Source organism: Alcaligenes sp. AB3 (assembly GCF_031844565.1).
GTDB classification, from domain to species: domain Bacteria; phylum Pseudomonadota; class Gammaproteobacteria; order Burkholderiales; family Burkholderiaceae_B; genus Alcaligenes; species Alcaligenes faecalis.
The window spans coordinates 211,841-225,213 of record NZ_JAUZVM010000003.1 but is presented as its reverse complement, the minus strand read 5'-3'; the positions used below and the strand labels follow the sequence as shown (position 1 = coordinate 225,213).

Here is a 13,373-nt window from a genome sequence, read left to right as displayed (position 1 = left end):
CTTTACTGCGGCAAAGCCTGTGCGGCGCTGCTGGGCAGACCCACAGGCTGACCCGTCAGATCAGGCAGTTTAGCCGCGCCCTGATCCAGCTTGGGCAATTGGGCGAATTGCGCTTGAGCCAGGGCCACAAAGCTGCGCAGGGCCGAGCCAGGATTCGCGTCGGCACGACGGATAAACACGGTTTTCACCCGCGCCACTTCAGGCGGCAGTTCGTGGCATTGCACGGGCAGGCGCAAGCTGCCGTTCTGGGCGATGGCTTTGGGCAACAGGGTAATGCCCATGCCCGAGGCCACGCAGGACAGAATGCCGTCCAGTGTGCCCATTTCCATGATCTGGTTGGGCACCAGCCCGGCCTGATAAAACCAGTGTTCCAGCGTGGAGCGGTAAAAGCAGCCTGTCCTGAATACCAGAACCGTTTGTTGGGGGATTTTTTCGATCAGGGCAGGCAGGGATTCCACCGCCTTGCTGCTGACCAGTACCAGTTCTTCTTCAAACACTTCCTCCTGAGTCAGGGCCGCGTTTTGATGAAAGCCACCGACAAAAGCACCATCGAGCTGGTGGGTCTCAATGGCCTTGATCAGCTCGGCCGTGGTGCCGGTTTGCAAGGACAGCTGAACCTGGGGGTAGCGTTCGCGGTATTGGGTCAGAACCTGGGGCAGACGGATGGCGGCCGTGGTTTCCATGGAACCCAGACGCAGCAGACCACTGGGAGTGCCGGTGTCTTGCAGGGCGGCACGGCTTTCGTCGGTCAATTGCAAGATACGGCGGGCATAGGCCAGAAAGGTATGTCCGGCCGGAGTCAGCACCACGCCGCTTTTCTGGCGTATGAACAATTGCTGCTCCAGTTCGGCCTCCAGCTCTTTGATGCGCATGGTGACGTTGGATTGCACGGTGTGCACCTTCTGGGCAGCGGCCGTAAAGCTGCCATGCTCGGCAACGGCACAAAAAATCCGTAATTGGCGCATTTCCATGTTGGTCATCCTATGTCTAAAAGTGATGCTTGAGTTTTTATTCCATCACTTTATGGCATTCCTTGGCAGTCGTAAAGCGCTTTAGGGTTAGGGCTCACAGTTGGCTGCGGTAGCTGGCCGGAGTGTGCCCAAAGCTGCGCCGGAACAGGCTGATAAAGGCGCTGGGGCTGGAATAACCCAGATCGTAGGCAATAGTGGCAACCGGCTCACCGGCTGCCAGCATTTCCAGGGAGCGCATCAGGCGGGCGCGTTGCCGCCAGGCGGTGAAGTTAAAGCCGGTTTCGGTCACGAAACGGCGACTTAAGGTGCGCAGGCTGACAGCCGCCCAGTCGGCCCAATGCTCCACGCCTTGATTGTTGCTGGGGTCGGCAATCAGGGCGCGGGCAATGCGTTGCAAGCGCGGGTCCTGGGGCAGGGGAAGCCCAAAAGGCTCGACGGGCAGGGTACGAATTTCATCCAGGATGACGGCCGCGATGTGGGCCTGGGTATCCGTCAAGGGAGTAGCGAGCGCTGGTTTCCAGGAGCTGGCACGCAAGACAGCCTCGCGCAGCAGGCCGGACATGCGGATCGTGCAAGCCTGTTTGGGGAGGTCCTGGCAGGCAGACTCGGCGATAAACACGCTCCAGCCATGGAAGGGGCCGTGGGATTGCCCTGAGTGCAAGGTGTTGGGGGGCAGCCAGACGGCGTGAATGGCCGGCACTACCCAGACGGCATCCTCCACTCCAATAGAGAGCAGGCCGCGGAAAGAACCAAACAGCTGCCCACGAGCATGTTGATGGGCTTGTGAGGCCAGCTCTTTGTTGTAGTGTCCTGCGGCCGCAATCATGATTGGATCGCCCGGTGCCGTGACCAGGGCATGCAGCTCATGCTCATCTTTCATGGCGTAATTCTGCTATTTAATGGCTGATTTGTTGTACATATGCCAAATATTTTCTGCTTAAACTGAGCAGCAAGCAAGTCAAAAAGGAGCTGAGATGAAAGCACACGACATTCTTCCCGATCATGCCAGTGAAGTTCAGATCAATGGCACCACCATTCGTAAAGGCACGGTGGGCGCGTTTCTGGCCAATGCAGCGGCCTTGCGCCAGCCTGATGTCAGCGATGCGGAACGACAGCGCGCCTTGAACGATATTGTGGCGGCCTTGCCCGCCTTGAAAGCTTTGGGCCTGTTTGATGCACTGGAGATTCGAGATCCCCAACTGCGCGATTTTGTGGAGTCCAGGCTGTGATGAGAAGTGAAGGCGTTACGGTGCGACCGTATTTGCTGCGCGGCACCGCTTGCTTGTATTTGCCCGGCGGCTTGAGCCGCGCCTTTGGAGGCGTCCCATATTTAGGCGTGCGCCGCTTTGATAGTGGCTGTCTTTATTGATGGCAAGGAGCCGTTCATGCAGCTTGATGACACGCAGTTTCCATTGGTGTTTCTAAGAGAACACAGCACGCCGCAAACGCCGCAACAAGCGCAGGATCAACTGGAGGCCTTGTTGAGTCGAGGCCAACGCTTTGTCTTGCTGACTGACAGGCTGGGCGGTGAGAAACATGCCCATGAAGAAAGCCACGAAGATCGCAAGCAACGTGCCTTGTTCTTCAAGCAGAACAAGCAGCGCTTGAAGGATTTGTGCGCTGGCATGGTGGTGATAAACAAGGGGCGGGCCATTCCCGCTGCAGTACGTTTGGCGCAACAGACCTTGGGCCGGGTGCTGGGCCTGCAATTCAGTTTTGTTGTGGATGAGGGCGAAGCACGGCTTGAAGCCAGCCGTTTGCTGGCCCGCTAAATGGCAGGCGACGCGCTTGCCAGAGGCGCTATCAGCCCAAGTCATGAGCTGGGGGCGAGGGCGGCCGGCTGGAGGCGCCGGCCTGACACGGGAGGATATTCTGAATGCTGGCCTGGCGCTGCTGGCCGACTGCACGGCAGAGCCGGAGCTATGGCTGGGCATCTAGCCATGCTGGCGCGACTTGATTCTGATTGATCTGGTCAGTCACGAAAAAGCAGGAGTGTTTCCTGCCTTTTTATGCCGGGCCTTTTACTGCCGCGCCATGCAAGAACAACTGGGTCATGTTCTCGAATTCCTGATGCAAGGACAGCTCGGGCTGATTCAGCCAGCGCAGCATGGCTCCGAAATACAGATGATGAAACCAATGGGCCAATTGCTCGGGGTTTAGCGAGGAGTTCAGCTCCCCCGAGTCTTGGGCCAAGGCCATCAATGCCTGCCAGGTTTGAGTGATGTCACTGTCCTTGCTGGCTGTGCCTGTATTCAGCAATTGATGGCGTAGATAGGCTTTTAGAAACTCAGGGTGCTGCGTGCACCAGTCTGCCGAGGCACGCAGTATGCACAAAGCCTGCGCCTGGAACGTAGGGCATTGAGCCACTTCATGTTGCAGATAAGTCAGATCCTGCTTTAGCTGCGCATCCACATGAAACGCCACCACCGCCTCTTTGCTGGGGAAGTGCTTGTACAAGGTGCGCTTGGCAATGTCGGCCCCGTCCGCAATCTGCTCCATGGTGACGGCCTCGTAGCCGTGCTCCTCGAACAGGGCTGCTGCTGTCTGGCGTATTTGCTCCAGCATCAACAAGCGTTTGCGTTCCCGGCGACCGGGATCGTGGTCTGTAGTCATGGTAGGCATTTAAAAGTATACGAATTGCATAAGTATACGACGTGCAATATTATGATGCCATTGATGCTATCGCCAACAAGGCCAGATCATGAAACTTGCGCTTGTGACTTACGGTACCGAGGGGGATGTACGTCCGCTTGCCACCTTGGCGGCGGGTTTGATGGCTTCGGGGCATGAGGTCTGCCTGCTGGCGGATGGTGGCACTTTAGGCTCTGCTCGAACCTTGGGTGTGCCATGTCTACCCCTGGCCGGTGATATACGGCAGGCCCTGATGCCTGGGCAGATTCTGTCCAGTGCGGTGCAGGAAAAGGGCGGTTTTCAGCAAACGGCCAAGGCGCTGGCGGCGATTGCCAATGCCAATACCCCGTCCTGGATGCAAACAGTGCTGGATGCCAGCGAGGGTTGTGATGCGATTATCGTTTCGGGTCTGGCCGCTTTTGTGGGGCTGTCCGTAGCAGAGCGTCGCGGCATTAAGGCCATTGGCACCGGGCTGATACCCATTACTCCCACCGCTGATTTTCCATCTCCCTTTCTGCCACCGAACAAGGTGCCGCGCTTCTTGAATAAACGTAGTCATGAATGGGTGAATGCACTGCTGTGGCGTGCGTTCAAGCGGGTCACCAATCAGGCACGGCGGCAGATCTGCGGGCTGCCCGCCCAGGACAAGGTCTGGTCCGATCATCCCATGTTGTACGGGGTCTCCCCCAGCTTGCTGGCTCCACCCAAAGACTGGCCCGCCAGTGCGCGGCTGTGTGGTCAATGGATCATGCCGACACAGGACTGGACAATGGATGCGGAACTGGAAGCCTTTCTGACAGTAGGGGAGGCACCGGTCTATATAGGCTTTGGCAGCATGGCCGGTTTTGATCGTGCGCGCTTTGTTGAAATGATGATTGAAGCCATGCAAGGTCGCCGTGTGGTGTTCAGCCCCGGTTGGAGTGGCATGCAAGAGGCGGTCTTGCCGGACAACTTCTTCAAGGTGGACGAGGTGCCGCATCAGCATTTATTCCCCCGCATGTCCGCTGTGATTCATCATGGCGGTTCGGGCACTACGCATTCAGCAGCCAGAGCGGGTGTGCCGTCCATTGTTTTGCCCTTTGCGGGCGATCAGTTTTTCTGGGCACACAGGCTGGCCTTGTTGGGTGTGGCGCCGGAGCCTTTATCCGGAAAACGGGTCAATAGTGCTCAGCTGAAAGCGGCTTTGGAGTTTGTTCAGCAAGACGCTGTGCGGGCCCGTGCTCAAGACATCGCGCGGGATATGGAGAAGGAAGATGGGGTGGAGGTGGCCATTGCGGCGATCGAAGCCTTGATGCGCTAGTCGGAGGCTGACGTGTTGGCAAAACAGAGAAGGGCCTGGATAAAGGGGCGGGTCTCTTGCATATCAAGTTGTTGAATTCCTTGTCTCAATGGATTCTTCTTCGATAGAGGGCAAGTGCCAACGTAAGTCAGCGCAGCTCAGGTTTGTCAGAAAAAGCTGGGTACAGCCCCGGCAAGTTTTAAATACTTGCCGGGGCTGTTATGCACCTACGTTGCGTACCAAACTAGGCCGCCAGAATCTCGTTAAATTCCAGCACATTCAAATCTGGGTCGCGGATAAAGCAGACCATGCGACGGCCATGGCCCATCATCACCGGACCTTCACTGACGCGAATATTCTCCCGTTCAAGCCAGCCCAGCAATTCGTCCATGCTGTCGATGATGAAGGCGGCATGGGTGTAGCCGGGCCGTTTCACAGGCGCATCCAGCAGCACATTACCTTCCTCTGCGGCCAGGCCGTTATAGATCAAGTGAATACGCATTCCGTTGGTGTGAACCAGGCCGCAGGCTTTGGCCTGGGGTGCAAATTCGTCGGGGTCGCGCAGAAAACCCAGCTTGGCATAAAAGGCTTCGGCAATGTCCAGGTCCGTTACCCGTATGCCTATATGGTCCAGTTCCAGTTTGTTGAAGTTCATGATGTGTTTGGCTCCAAGAGCGTCGTCAGGCTTGCAGGCCGGCGCGGGTTTTCTGAAAGGGGATAAAGCCGGGCAAGGCCTCGATCTGGCGCAGCCAGCTTTGAACGCGGGGATAGGCGGACAAATCTACATTGCCTTCGGGGGCGCGTTCTACATAGCTGTACAGTGCAATGTCCGCAATCGTGGGATCTTCGGTTCCGGCAATCCAGCGCTGGTCTTTCAGGCTGCGTTCCATAGTGGCCAAGGTGGCATGGGCGCGCGTAATTACTTCTTCGGGATTGAAGCTGGCACCAAACACGGTGACCAATCTAGCCGCACAGGCGCCGTAGGCAATCTTGCCCGCCGCCACGGACAGCCAGCGTTGTACTTGCGCTTCCTGGTACGGATCGCTGGGCAGCCAGTGCGAGGGGCCAATTTTGCGGGCGATATAGACCAGAATTGCCAGCGAGTCAGCAATGATCTGGCCATCGTCATCCAGTACAGGAATTTCCCCAAAGGCATTCAGGGCCAGAAATTCCGCCCGCTTGTGCGCCTTGGCCGCCATATCGACCTCGATCAACTCATGGGGCAAGCCGCTTAAAGACAGAAACAGGGCGGCGCGATGGGCGTGCCCGGACAGGGCGTAGTGATAGAGCTTCATGGCAGTTCACCAGTCATAAACAAGAGGTATTCATTCTGCTTTCTATGACAGTGCGAAACAATCACCTAAAATTGCACTTCATTATTGCGATTCTTGAGCATAGTCTTTGAGGGCGGAGCGCATGGACAGGCTGAAAACACTACGTACTTTTATTTGTGTGGCGGAGCAGGCCAGCTTTGCCGAGGCCGGGCGGCGCATGAATATGTCGCCCACCACGGTGTCGCGCACCATCGCGGCGTTGGAGACCAGCCTGGGCGTGCAATTGCTGATGCGCACTACGCGCAGCGTGCGGCTGACGGAAGAGGGCAGCCTGTTTCTGGAGCGCTGCCGGGCGGGGATCGCCCAGATCGATCAGGCCGTGGAAAGTGTGCAGGGGAGCCGTTCTGAACCCAGCGGCACCCTGACAGTCACGGCTCCCGTCATGTTCGGAAAAATGTATGTGATGCCGGTGGTGCTGGAGTTGTTGCGCCTGCATCCACAACTGCAAATCCGCCTGATTCTGCGCGACAGCCTGGTGCGATTGGTGGAGGAAGGGATAGATATTGCGGTCCGCATTGCCGACTTGCCGGACAGCTCCTTGCATGTGGTGCCGGTCGGAGAAGTTCGGCGTGTTTTCAGTGCCAGTCCCGACTATCTGGCGCGTAAAGGCAGACCGGCTTCATTGGCAGATTTGCGGCATCACGATTTGATTTGGGTCGAGGATGAAGGAGGGCCGCATCGCGGTTGGGGGCTGGATGAGGTGCGTCGTGCGGGTGGGGTGCCGCGTCTGTCTGTCAGCCATGTGGATGCGGCAATTGCTGCAGCGGTGGCGGGTCTGGGTGTGTTGCGCACCCTGTCTTATCAGGTGGCGGGCGAGATAGAGGCTGGGCGGCTGGAGCCATTGCTACGTGATGATGAAGCGCCAGCCTTGCCCGTGTCTTTACTGTTTGAAGGCGGGCGCAAACATCATCCCAATGTTCGCGCCTTTATCGAGGCCATCAAGCGTTATATGAAACCCTTCTGATTTCGGGGCGCCGGCTTTAGTCGGCTTGCAGATCCAGCGTGCTATCCAGGTGGATGCGTTCAAAGTCTGAAATCAGTACCTGAATACGAATATTCCAGCTGGCCAGATGCGGTAGCTGGATATTGCTTACCTCCCATTGATCCTGACGCGTGAGTTCGGCCGGAAAGGTAATGGACTCCACCCCGGCCTGCGGGTTGCTGAAAATCACCTCCACCTCTTGAGCCTTCAGGGGACTGAAATCCGGCTCGTATAAAGAGACGGTCAGAATGGCTGGGTGCTGTGTTGTAGCCGGGATGTACAACAGGTCCGCCATGCCTGCCTCGGTATGAATATGGCTGGAAACGCTGGGTGGGACTAGCTGGGCCAAGGCGCGTGGAGGCGGGGTAAAGCGCCACAAAGCGGCCACGGCCAGGATCAGCACTACCAGCACATACTCCAGACGAACCACACGTCGCAGAGCTTGCCGAGCATCGCTACGCTGTTGCAAGACGGATTGAGTCAGGCGATAGCGGTTGTAGGCGCCCAGGCCCAGCAGAAGCAGGACCAGAATCAGCTTGGCACTGAGCACTTGCCCATATCGGCTTTCCCATAGCGAGGCGAGCTGATCGAATTGCACGTAGATCAGCGCGGCTCCGCTCAGAATCAGAACCAGCAGGACGGCGGGAATCCAGTGTGAGAACAGCGTCAGCAGGCGGGATTCCTGAGCATGTTGAAGCGCGTAGGCCAAAGGCAGCAAAGAACCAATCCACAGTGTCACCGCCACGACATGTAGCCAGACACTGGGGCGGGACAACCAGGCGGGATCTGCGGTGCTGGCATGGCCACTGGAAGCTAAGGAAGTTCCCAAAAGAATCAGCGCCAAAGCAGCCAGCCATTTCTGGTTAGTGACGTTTTTTGCTTTCCAGGAGAGGGCGGCACAGGCCAGGGCGACCCAGCCCAGCAGCACTGCCAAGCCCATCGAGGTGGATGCAGCAGTTTTCCAGGCTGCTGTACTTAACAAGGCGGACAAGGGCAAGTCCAGCGCATCGACACCGACCAGGCCCAGGTTCAGCAATAAGGCGACGGCACCTAAAGCCAGCATGCCCGGTGCGATACGGCTTTGCTGGCTTGATGCGTCGTTTGATTCTGGAATCAGGGCGCGGTAGATCACCCAGCCTATCCCCGTAAACAGACCCAGATAGCCCAGGAGTCGGGCCAGCCAGATCAGGCTGTTTCTGACGGGATTGCTGCTGGCATCTTCCACCAGATTGGTGCTGGGCGATCCAACTGAAAACGTCAGCGTCCCGCCCACGGGATGGCCATCAGCTGAAATCACCCGCCAGCTCAAACCATAAGTGCCTTCTGCGTCCATGGGGGGCAAGGCCAATTCCAGTCCATGGTCTTGGGTCAGTACATCCCCCAGCTCTTCGGAGGAGCCGTCGGGACGAATCAACTTCACCAGCAAGGGGGATACGGACTCGTTGAAATTCAGGCTGGCTGTTTTGGGAGCCTGAGCCAGTACTGTGCCGCTATCGGGTTTGCTGGCTACCAAGGACGCATGGGCATAAAGGACGGGCGTCCAGGCCAGCAACAGCAGGGCAAGGAATAACACCGACAGTGGATGACAATAAGCCCGCCCACGCAGGGTCTGCGTTTGCATAAGATCTCCTTCAGGCTGATGCCCAAGGGCACCAGCCGCCTGGGTGTTTAAGGCTTGGGCAAGAGTTGCAGCGCAGGAGCGGGGGTGTCGGAATGGTCAGCCGCTTCCTTGGTGCCCGGAGCTGCTTGATCAATCCAGCGCTCCACGCCTTGTTCGCATTCCTGAACAACCGGGAAGTAGAGCGTGCTATTGGGCTGGAGTTCATCGGCCAGATAGCTGATGAACACGAACTCGTCATAGTGCTCGTCCTGCAAGGGGCCGCCAGCCCACACCACTTCCTGAACACCGGAACTGACCTTGGCACCCCAACGGGTGTAGGCCTGTTTGTAGTCACCTTTTACTGTTTCCAGGGTCCAGCCGGCTTTGGGTTGCGGTTTGACGCCGACCACGCCTTCAGGAATACGGACACGGATTTTGGTGGTGGCAGAGCCTTTGCAACCATGCGGTACGGACAGAACCGCCTTGTAGCTGCTGCCCACCGGGGCTTGCTTGGTTTGCAGGGAAACGTGTGCAACAGCGGAAGAGGCGAACAGCACAGCAGCCATGCCCAGAGTGGCACGGAAAGACGTAGAAGAAATCGACATTGAAAACCTCGGCTAGATAAAAAAGAGAAACCGTCCAAGGACGGGGATATATCAAGCGAGGCGTAAGGGTGGGGCGCGTGAACCTAAAGGCGGGCCTTGTGCAGGTAGCGGTGGCCGGGTTTGATTGCTCTCGGCCAACAAAACCCGCCGATATGTAATCAGGCTGATCAGGACAGGCGCATCCAAGGTCGGCAACAAGGCGGGGGACGCCGCGATACCAAAGGGACAATCCTGCTGGTTTTGATGCGTATCGGAATCCGCCTGACCATCCTGGCCGACCAGATCAATCCAGAGCGTATTGGCCGAATTGCCAGCCGTACAGAAGGTAATGGCAAAGCCATTGTCTTGTGCAGAGCGGGTAGGCATATAGCCTGCGGGGACGATGGCGCGACAGACGTAGGCCAGCAGAGCCAGGCAAAACAGAAATTGCCAAACTCGGATTTCGCGGAAAACGAAACGGGGACCCAGGGCGCGCATGCGGAAAAGTATATTACAAAAGTGGTGGCCGACTGATGAGGTATTTGCCAGTTATCTGGCGCCAAATTTTAAGTAGATTTGGATTTAGAGTTTGCTGGTTTGCCGTTGCCGTTGCCGTTGCCGTTGCCGTTTTTGTAAAAAGGGCGTCAAGTGGCCCCGATGTTCAGTCACGCATAAAAAAAGCCGCGAACACAGCACGCGGCTTTGGTCAGGCAAGGCAACGCAGTGCTTAGGGAAAACCGGCGCATTGCTCTACAAATGCAGGCCGCGCGGCCAGGCGGTGATAGTAGTCTTCGACTGCTTTGAGCAGCGGGCGATCAAACGGCGTATTCAGCCAGCGGTGAATGGACAGGCCCAGAATGATATCGGCCAGACTGAACTCCGGTCCGGCCGCATAGGCCTGGGTCTGCGCCAAGTGCTTTTCCAGAATCCCCATTACCTGCGTCCAGGCCGCCAAGGATGCCTGAACCTGTGAGGCGTCCTGATGCTTGGGCGACTGACGCACCAAACTCCAGAACGCATACGTCCAGGTCGGGTTCAGCTCGGACGCCTGCCAGTCCAGCCATTGATCCACTTTGGCTCGTTGCCAGGCATCTTGCGGATACAAGGCCGTTGGTGCCTGGCGGTTGGCCAGATAACGCACAATGGTATGGGACTCCCACAGCACGTGATCCCCATCCAGCAGGACGGGGATTTTGGCGTTGGGGTTCAACGCACGGAACTCGTCCGTGTTGACGTCCTTGAAACCGATGCCCCAATCCTGCCGCTCAAATTCCAGATTCAGCTCCGCGCAGGTCCACATGACTTTGCGCACATTGATGGAGGATTCTCTGCCAAGAATAGTCAGCATGATGGGGCTCTCAGGTGATATTTACTTGCTGGCGGGCAGCAGTTCGTCACGACGTTCGATAATGCGAGAGATCAGGCCATACTCAATGGCTTCCTCGGCACCCATCCATTTGTCGCGTTCGATATCGTCACGTACACGTTCGATAGGCTGGCCAGTCTCACGGGCAATCACCTGAGCGATACGTTCGCGCGCTTTCATGATTTCCTGGGCTTGAATGGCCATATCGCTGGCCTGACCACCGGCGCCACCGCTGGGTTGGTGAATCAGAAAACGGGTTTGAGGCAGGCACACGCGGCGCTCGCGGGCCGCACCCAGGAACAGGTGGGTGGCAGCACTGCCAACCCAACCGGTACCGACCATGGTGACGGGCGAGGAAATAAAACGCACCACATCATGGATGGCATCGCCCGATTCCAGGTGCCCACCGGGCGAGGACACGATCATGGTGATGGGGGCGGTGGATTCGGCATCCAGCGCCAGCAGCTTGCGCACGGTTTCCGAGGCGAGCTTATCCGTGATGGTGCCAAAGACCAGCACAGTGCGGGCGCGGAAGGTTTTTTCTTCCAGAAAGGCGCTGTCTTGAGGGCTGGTATCAGAGCGAGTTTCTTTTTCTTGGCCAAGCATGGGGAAAGACTCCAAGGGATAAGTATTCTGTCTGCTAAGGAAAATCGATTGCTCGACTATATCCCGGCTGATGGTCAACCGGGCTTTCACTTGGCAAATTTTGTGGTTTTTTTTGTCCGGGCCTGGGGCCGCAATAGGGCGCAACGCAAGCAGACAAAGCAAATGCAGGGCGGTCGGCCCTGCAAGCTGATCATAGTCTCATGCTTGTTGCGTGTTTTATCCAGGGAACAAGACCTTATAGTCCTGTCTCTTGGACCAGCATTACGGGAAGGGCTGATCTACACGCTGCCGCTGGGCCTGGAGACTTGCCACAGGACCCCGATACATCATTGGAAGCGCTTCTCTCAACAGTGACACGACGCTCCCTGTCACTAAAAAAGATACCTGTCGCTACAGGCGCTTGATGCTAAAACGGGACTGCACCAGATCAGCCCGCCAAGGTCGAAGAAGTCCCTGCTTAAAAACGCTTTTCCAGCTTCAGCGCGACTTCGGTTTGCTTGTATTTGAAAGCCCAGTCGATATTGCTGTTGTTGAAGGTGTGCTTCACATACAGATTGGGTGTAATGCCTTGGAACGCAAAGCGTGGCATGCCCACGTTCAGGATATAAATCTGTTGCCGGTCCTTGCGCAGTCCACCCAAAAACAAGTCCTCGGCATCGTGTCGAGTCTGCCGGTACAGTGCCGTGGCGTTGATGTTGAAACCCGCATCAAAGGCCCTGTAAATTCCCAGGTTTGCCATATAGCTGCGGCTTTGCGCGGTTTGTTGAGACTGCAGATTACGGGTGTAATTCAGGCCCCCGTAGACCACGGTTTTGGCATCAATCAGATACGAGCCGTACAAGCCTATCTGGTTCTCTTTGACGCCTTCAAAGTACTGCCGTAAATCGCCTTTGTAGGACAGACTCTTGTGCTGAGCATTCACGCCTACTTGCAGCCTGTCGCTAAGATTATGCTTCCAGTCCACGCGCCCGCCCCAGGACTGATAGCTGGTGCGACGGTTGGTGTAATTGTTCTCGAACAAGGGCGTAATCGACAGATCGTTTTTAGCATCCTGGTAGTTGTAGCCCGCGTAAATAATGCTGGTGTTGTCGCTGTAATAAATGTCCTTGGGCTCGGCTTCCTTATGCTTGTCGTACAGATTGCCGTAGCTCAGACCGCGCAGAAGCAGATTGTGGTTGCCGCTTAGCTGGAAGCGCCGGTTCAAGGTCAGGTCGTAGACCATGGCCGTGGATTTGACCGGGTCTGGCATCTTGCGCACTGACGGAAAGCACCCAAAGAAATAGCAGGTAAAGAAGGTGTCTTCCTGGCCGTTTTCCTTGTTGATATTGCTGTTGTAGCCCAGGCCAATCGAGGCTGAACCATGCCAGGCATTGCGGTCCTGCAAAGCACCCTGGAAGCCTTCGATCACGGGCCGTACTTCTTCTGGAATACCGGCAGAGGAAATCTGGCTGAACAGCTCCTTGGCTTCGCTGGATTGATAGTCCTCGAACAGCAGGCGGGCCAGTTCCAGCTTGGCGCGCATCATATTGGGATCGCTTTCCTGAGCCTGGCGCAGCTTGCTGATAGCCAAGCTGTGATTGTCCTTGCTACGGGCCACCATCCCTTGAGCCATCAACACCAGGGCAGGGTTGTGGCCGGGCAGCTCCTGATACTTTTCTACAAACTGATCCACCTTGGCCCACTGTTGCAGATTGATGGCGACATAAATGGCCGGTTCCAGATCGGTCAGCGTGGCATCGACGCTATAGGTTGTGCCGTTGATGGTGATCAGGGCTGATGGGTCCACATCAGGCGGGGTTTCTTCCACTAAATGGGAGCGTTCGCGTTCGTTCAGATTGCGGTCGATTTGATTCAGAAGTCGGCGCGTATCGTCGTCGTTGGCTTGCACCGCGCTGGATGCCATGGCCAGCAGCAGGCACAAAAGGGGAAGGGCTCGCCCATGCATGAATGAAAACCTTGCAAGAAAAAGGGGAGATGGACGCAGGGTCCGGAGAGAAAGGGGATCGAGCTTGTCGATCCC

General features: G+C 56.9%; 15 protein-coding genes. 4 read left to right on the top strand and 11 right to left on the bottom strand.

Going from position 1 to position 13,373, the window contains the following annotated elements; all coding sequences use genetic code 11:
- Window positions 1–2 precede the first annotated feature (2 nt).
- Window positions 3–971 (bottom strand): LysR substrate-binding domain-containing protein, encoded by a 969-nt coding sequence (locus Q9R35_RS08540; RefSeq protein ID WP_311219670.1) that lies wholly within the window; start codon window positions 969–971, stop codon window positions 3–5.
- Window positions 972–1,065: 94 nt separating this feature from the next.
- Window positions 1,066–1,851 (bottom strand): helix-turn-helix transcriptional regulator, encoded by a 786-nt coding sequence (locus tag Q9R35_RS08535; protein ID WP_311219669.1) that lies wholly within the window; start codon window positions 1,849–1,851, stop codon window positions 1,066–1,068.
- A 94-nt stretch (window positions 1,852–1,945) separates the two neighbouring features.
- On the opposite strand from Q9R35_RS08535, the gene Q9R35_RS08530 reads away from it, so the two are divergent.
- Window positions 1,946–2,200 (top strand): hypothetical protein, encoded by a 255-nt coding sequence (locus Q9R35_RS08530; protein WP_042479962.1) that lies wholly within the window; start codon window positions 1,946–1,948, stop codon window positions 2,198–2,200.
- 156 nt (window positions 2,201–2,356) lie between these two features.
- Window positions 2,357–2,743 carry a hypothetical protein gene (locus Q9R35_RS08525; RefSeq protein ID WP_063692599.1) on the top strand — a complete coding sequence of 129 codons (387 nt, stop codon included), beginning with the start codon at window positions 2,357–2,359 and terminating at the stop codon, window positions 2,741–2,743.
- Between the two features lie 235 nt (window positions 2,744–2,978).
- Here the strand turns inward: Q9R35_RS08525 and Q9R35_RS08520 are convergent, their stop codons facing one another.
- Window positions 2,979–3,584 (bottom strand): TetR/AcrR family transcriptional regulator, encoded by a 606-nt coding sequence (locus tag Q9R35_RS08520; RefSeq protein WP_252606563.1) that lies wholly within the window; start codon window positions 3,582–3,584, stop codon window positions 2,979–2,981.
- Window positions 3,585–3,672: 88 nt separating this feature from the next.
- On the opposite strand from Q9R35_RS08520, the gene Q9R35_RS08515 reads away from it, so the two are divergent.
- Window positions 3,673–4,902: a glycosyltransferase gene (locus Q9R35_RS08515; RefSeq protein WP_042479964.1), complete on the top strand. Its 1,230-nt coding sequence runs from the start codon at window positions 3,673–3,675 to the stop codon at window positions 4,900–4,902.
- A 223-nt stretch (window positions 4,903–5,125) separates the two neighbouring features.
- Here Q9R35_RS08515 and Q9R35_RS08510 read toward each other — a convergent pair whose 3' ends face one another.
- Both Q9R35_RS08510 and Q9R35_RS08505 read right to left on the bottom strand, forming a co-directional pair.
- A complete protein-coding gene (locus Q9R35_RS08510; protein WP_042479965.1) occupies window positions 5,126–5,536 on the bottom strand; it encodes a VOC family protein in 411 nt (136 codons plus the stop codon).
- A gap of 25 nt (window positions 5,537–5,561) precedes the next feature.
- The gene (locus tag Q9R35_RS08505; protein ID WP_042479966.1) at window positions 5,562–6,176 is read right to left on the bottom strand and encodes a glutathione S-transferase family protein; all 615 of its coding nucleotides are present in this window, start codon (window positions 6,174–6,176) and stop codon (window positions 5,562–5,564) included.
- A 121-nt stretch (window positions 6,177–6,297) separates the two neighbouring features.
- Here Q9R35_RS08505 and Q9R35_RS08500 point away from each other — a divergent pair, with 121 nt between their 5' ends.
- Entirely contained in the window at window positions 6,298–7,179 is an 882-nt protein-coding gene (locus Q9R35_RS08500; RefSeq protein WP_311219668.1) for a LysR family transcriptional regulator, read from the top strand.
- 16 nt (window positions 7,180–7,195) lie between these two features.
- Here the strand turns inward: Q9R35_RS08500 and Q9R35_RS08495 are convergent, their stop codons facing one another.
- The 6 genes from Q9R35_RS08495 to Q9R35_RS08470 all read right to left on the bottom strand — a co-directional run bounded on the left by Q9R35_RS08495 (window position 7,196) and on the right by Q9R35_RS08470 (window position 13,298).
- Window positions 7,196–8,818 carry a CopD family protein gene (locus Q9R35_RS08495; RefSeq protein ID WP_311219667.1) on the bottom strand — a complete coding sequence of 541 codons (1,623 nt, stop codon included), beginning with the start codon at window positions 8,816–8,818 and terminating at the stop codon, window positions 7,196–7,198.
- A gap of 47 nt (window positions 8,819–8,865) precedes the next feature.
- Window positions 8,866–9,402: a DUF1775 domain-containing protein gene (locus tag Q9R35_RS08490; RefSeq protein ID WP_311219666.1), complete on the bottom strand. Its 537-nt coding sequence runs from the start codon at window positions 9,400–9,402 to the stop codon at window positions 8,866–8,868.
- A gap of 51 nt (window positions 9,403–9,453) precedes the next feature.
- On the bottom strand, window positions 9,454–9,879 hold the full coding sequence (locus tag Q9R35_RS08485; protein ID WP_321331545.1) for a DUF2946 family protein: 426 nt from the start codon (window positions 9,877–9,879) through the stop codon (window positions 9,454–9,456).
- 229 nt (window positions 9,880–10,108) lie between these two features.
- Window positions 10,109–10,729 carry a glutathione S-transferase family protein gene (locus Q9R35_RS08480; RefSeq protein ID WP_042479975.1) on the bottom strand — a complete coding sequence of 207 codons (621 nt, stop codon included), beginning with the start codon at window positions 10,727–10,729 and terminating at the stop codon, window positions 10,109–10,111.
- A 21-nt stretch (window positions 10,730–10,750) separates the two neighbouring features.
- Window positions 10,751–11,353, bottom strand: coding sequence for an ATP-dependent Clp protease proteolytic subunit (locus Q9R35_RS08475; RefSeq protein ID WP_311219664.1), 603 nt, complete (start codon window positions 11,351–11,353; stop codon window positions 10,751–10,753).
- Window positions 11,354–11,810: 457 nt separating this feature from the next.
- Window positions 11,811–13,298, bottom strand: a complete 1,488-nt coding sequence (locus Q9R35_RS08470) for a surface lipoprotein assembly modifier (protein ID WP_042479982.1) — start codon at window positions 13,296–13,298, stop codon at window positions 11,811–11,813.
- Window positions 13,299–13,373 lie beyond the last annotated feature (75 nt).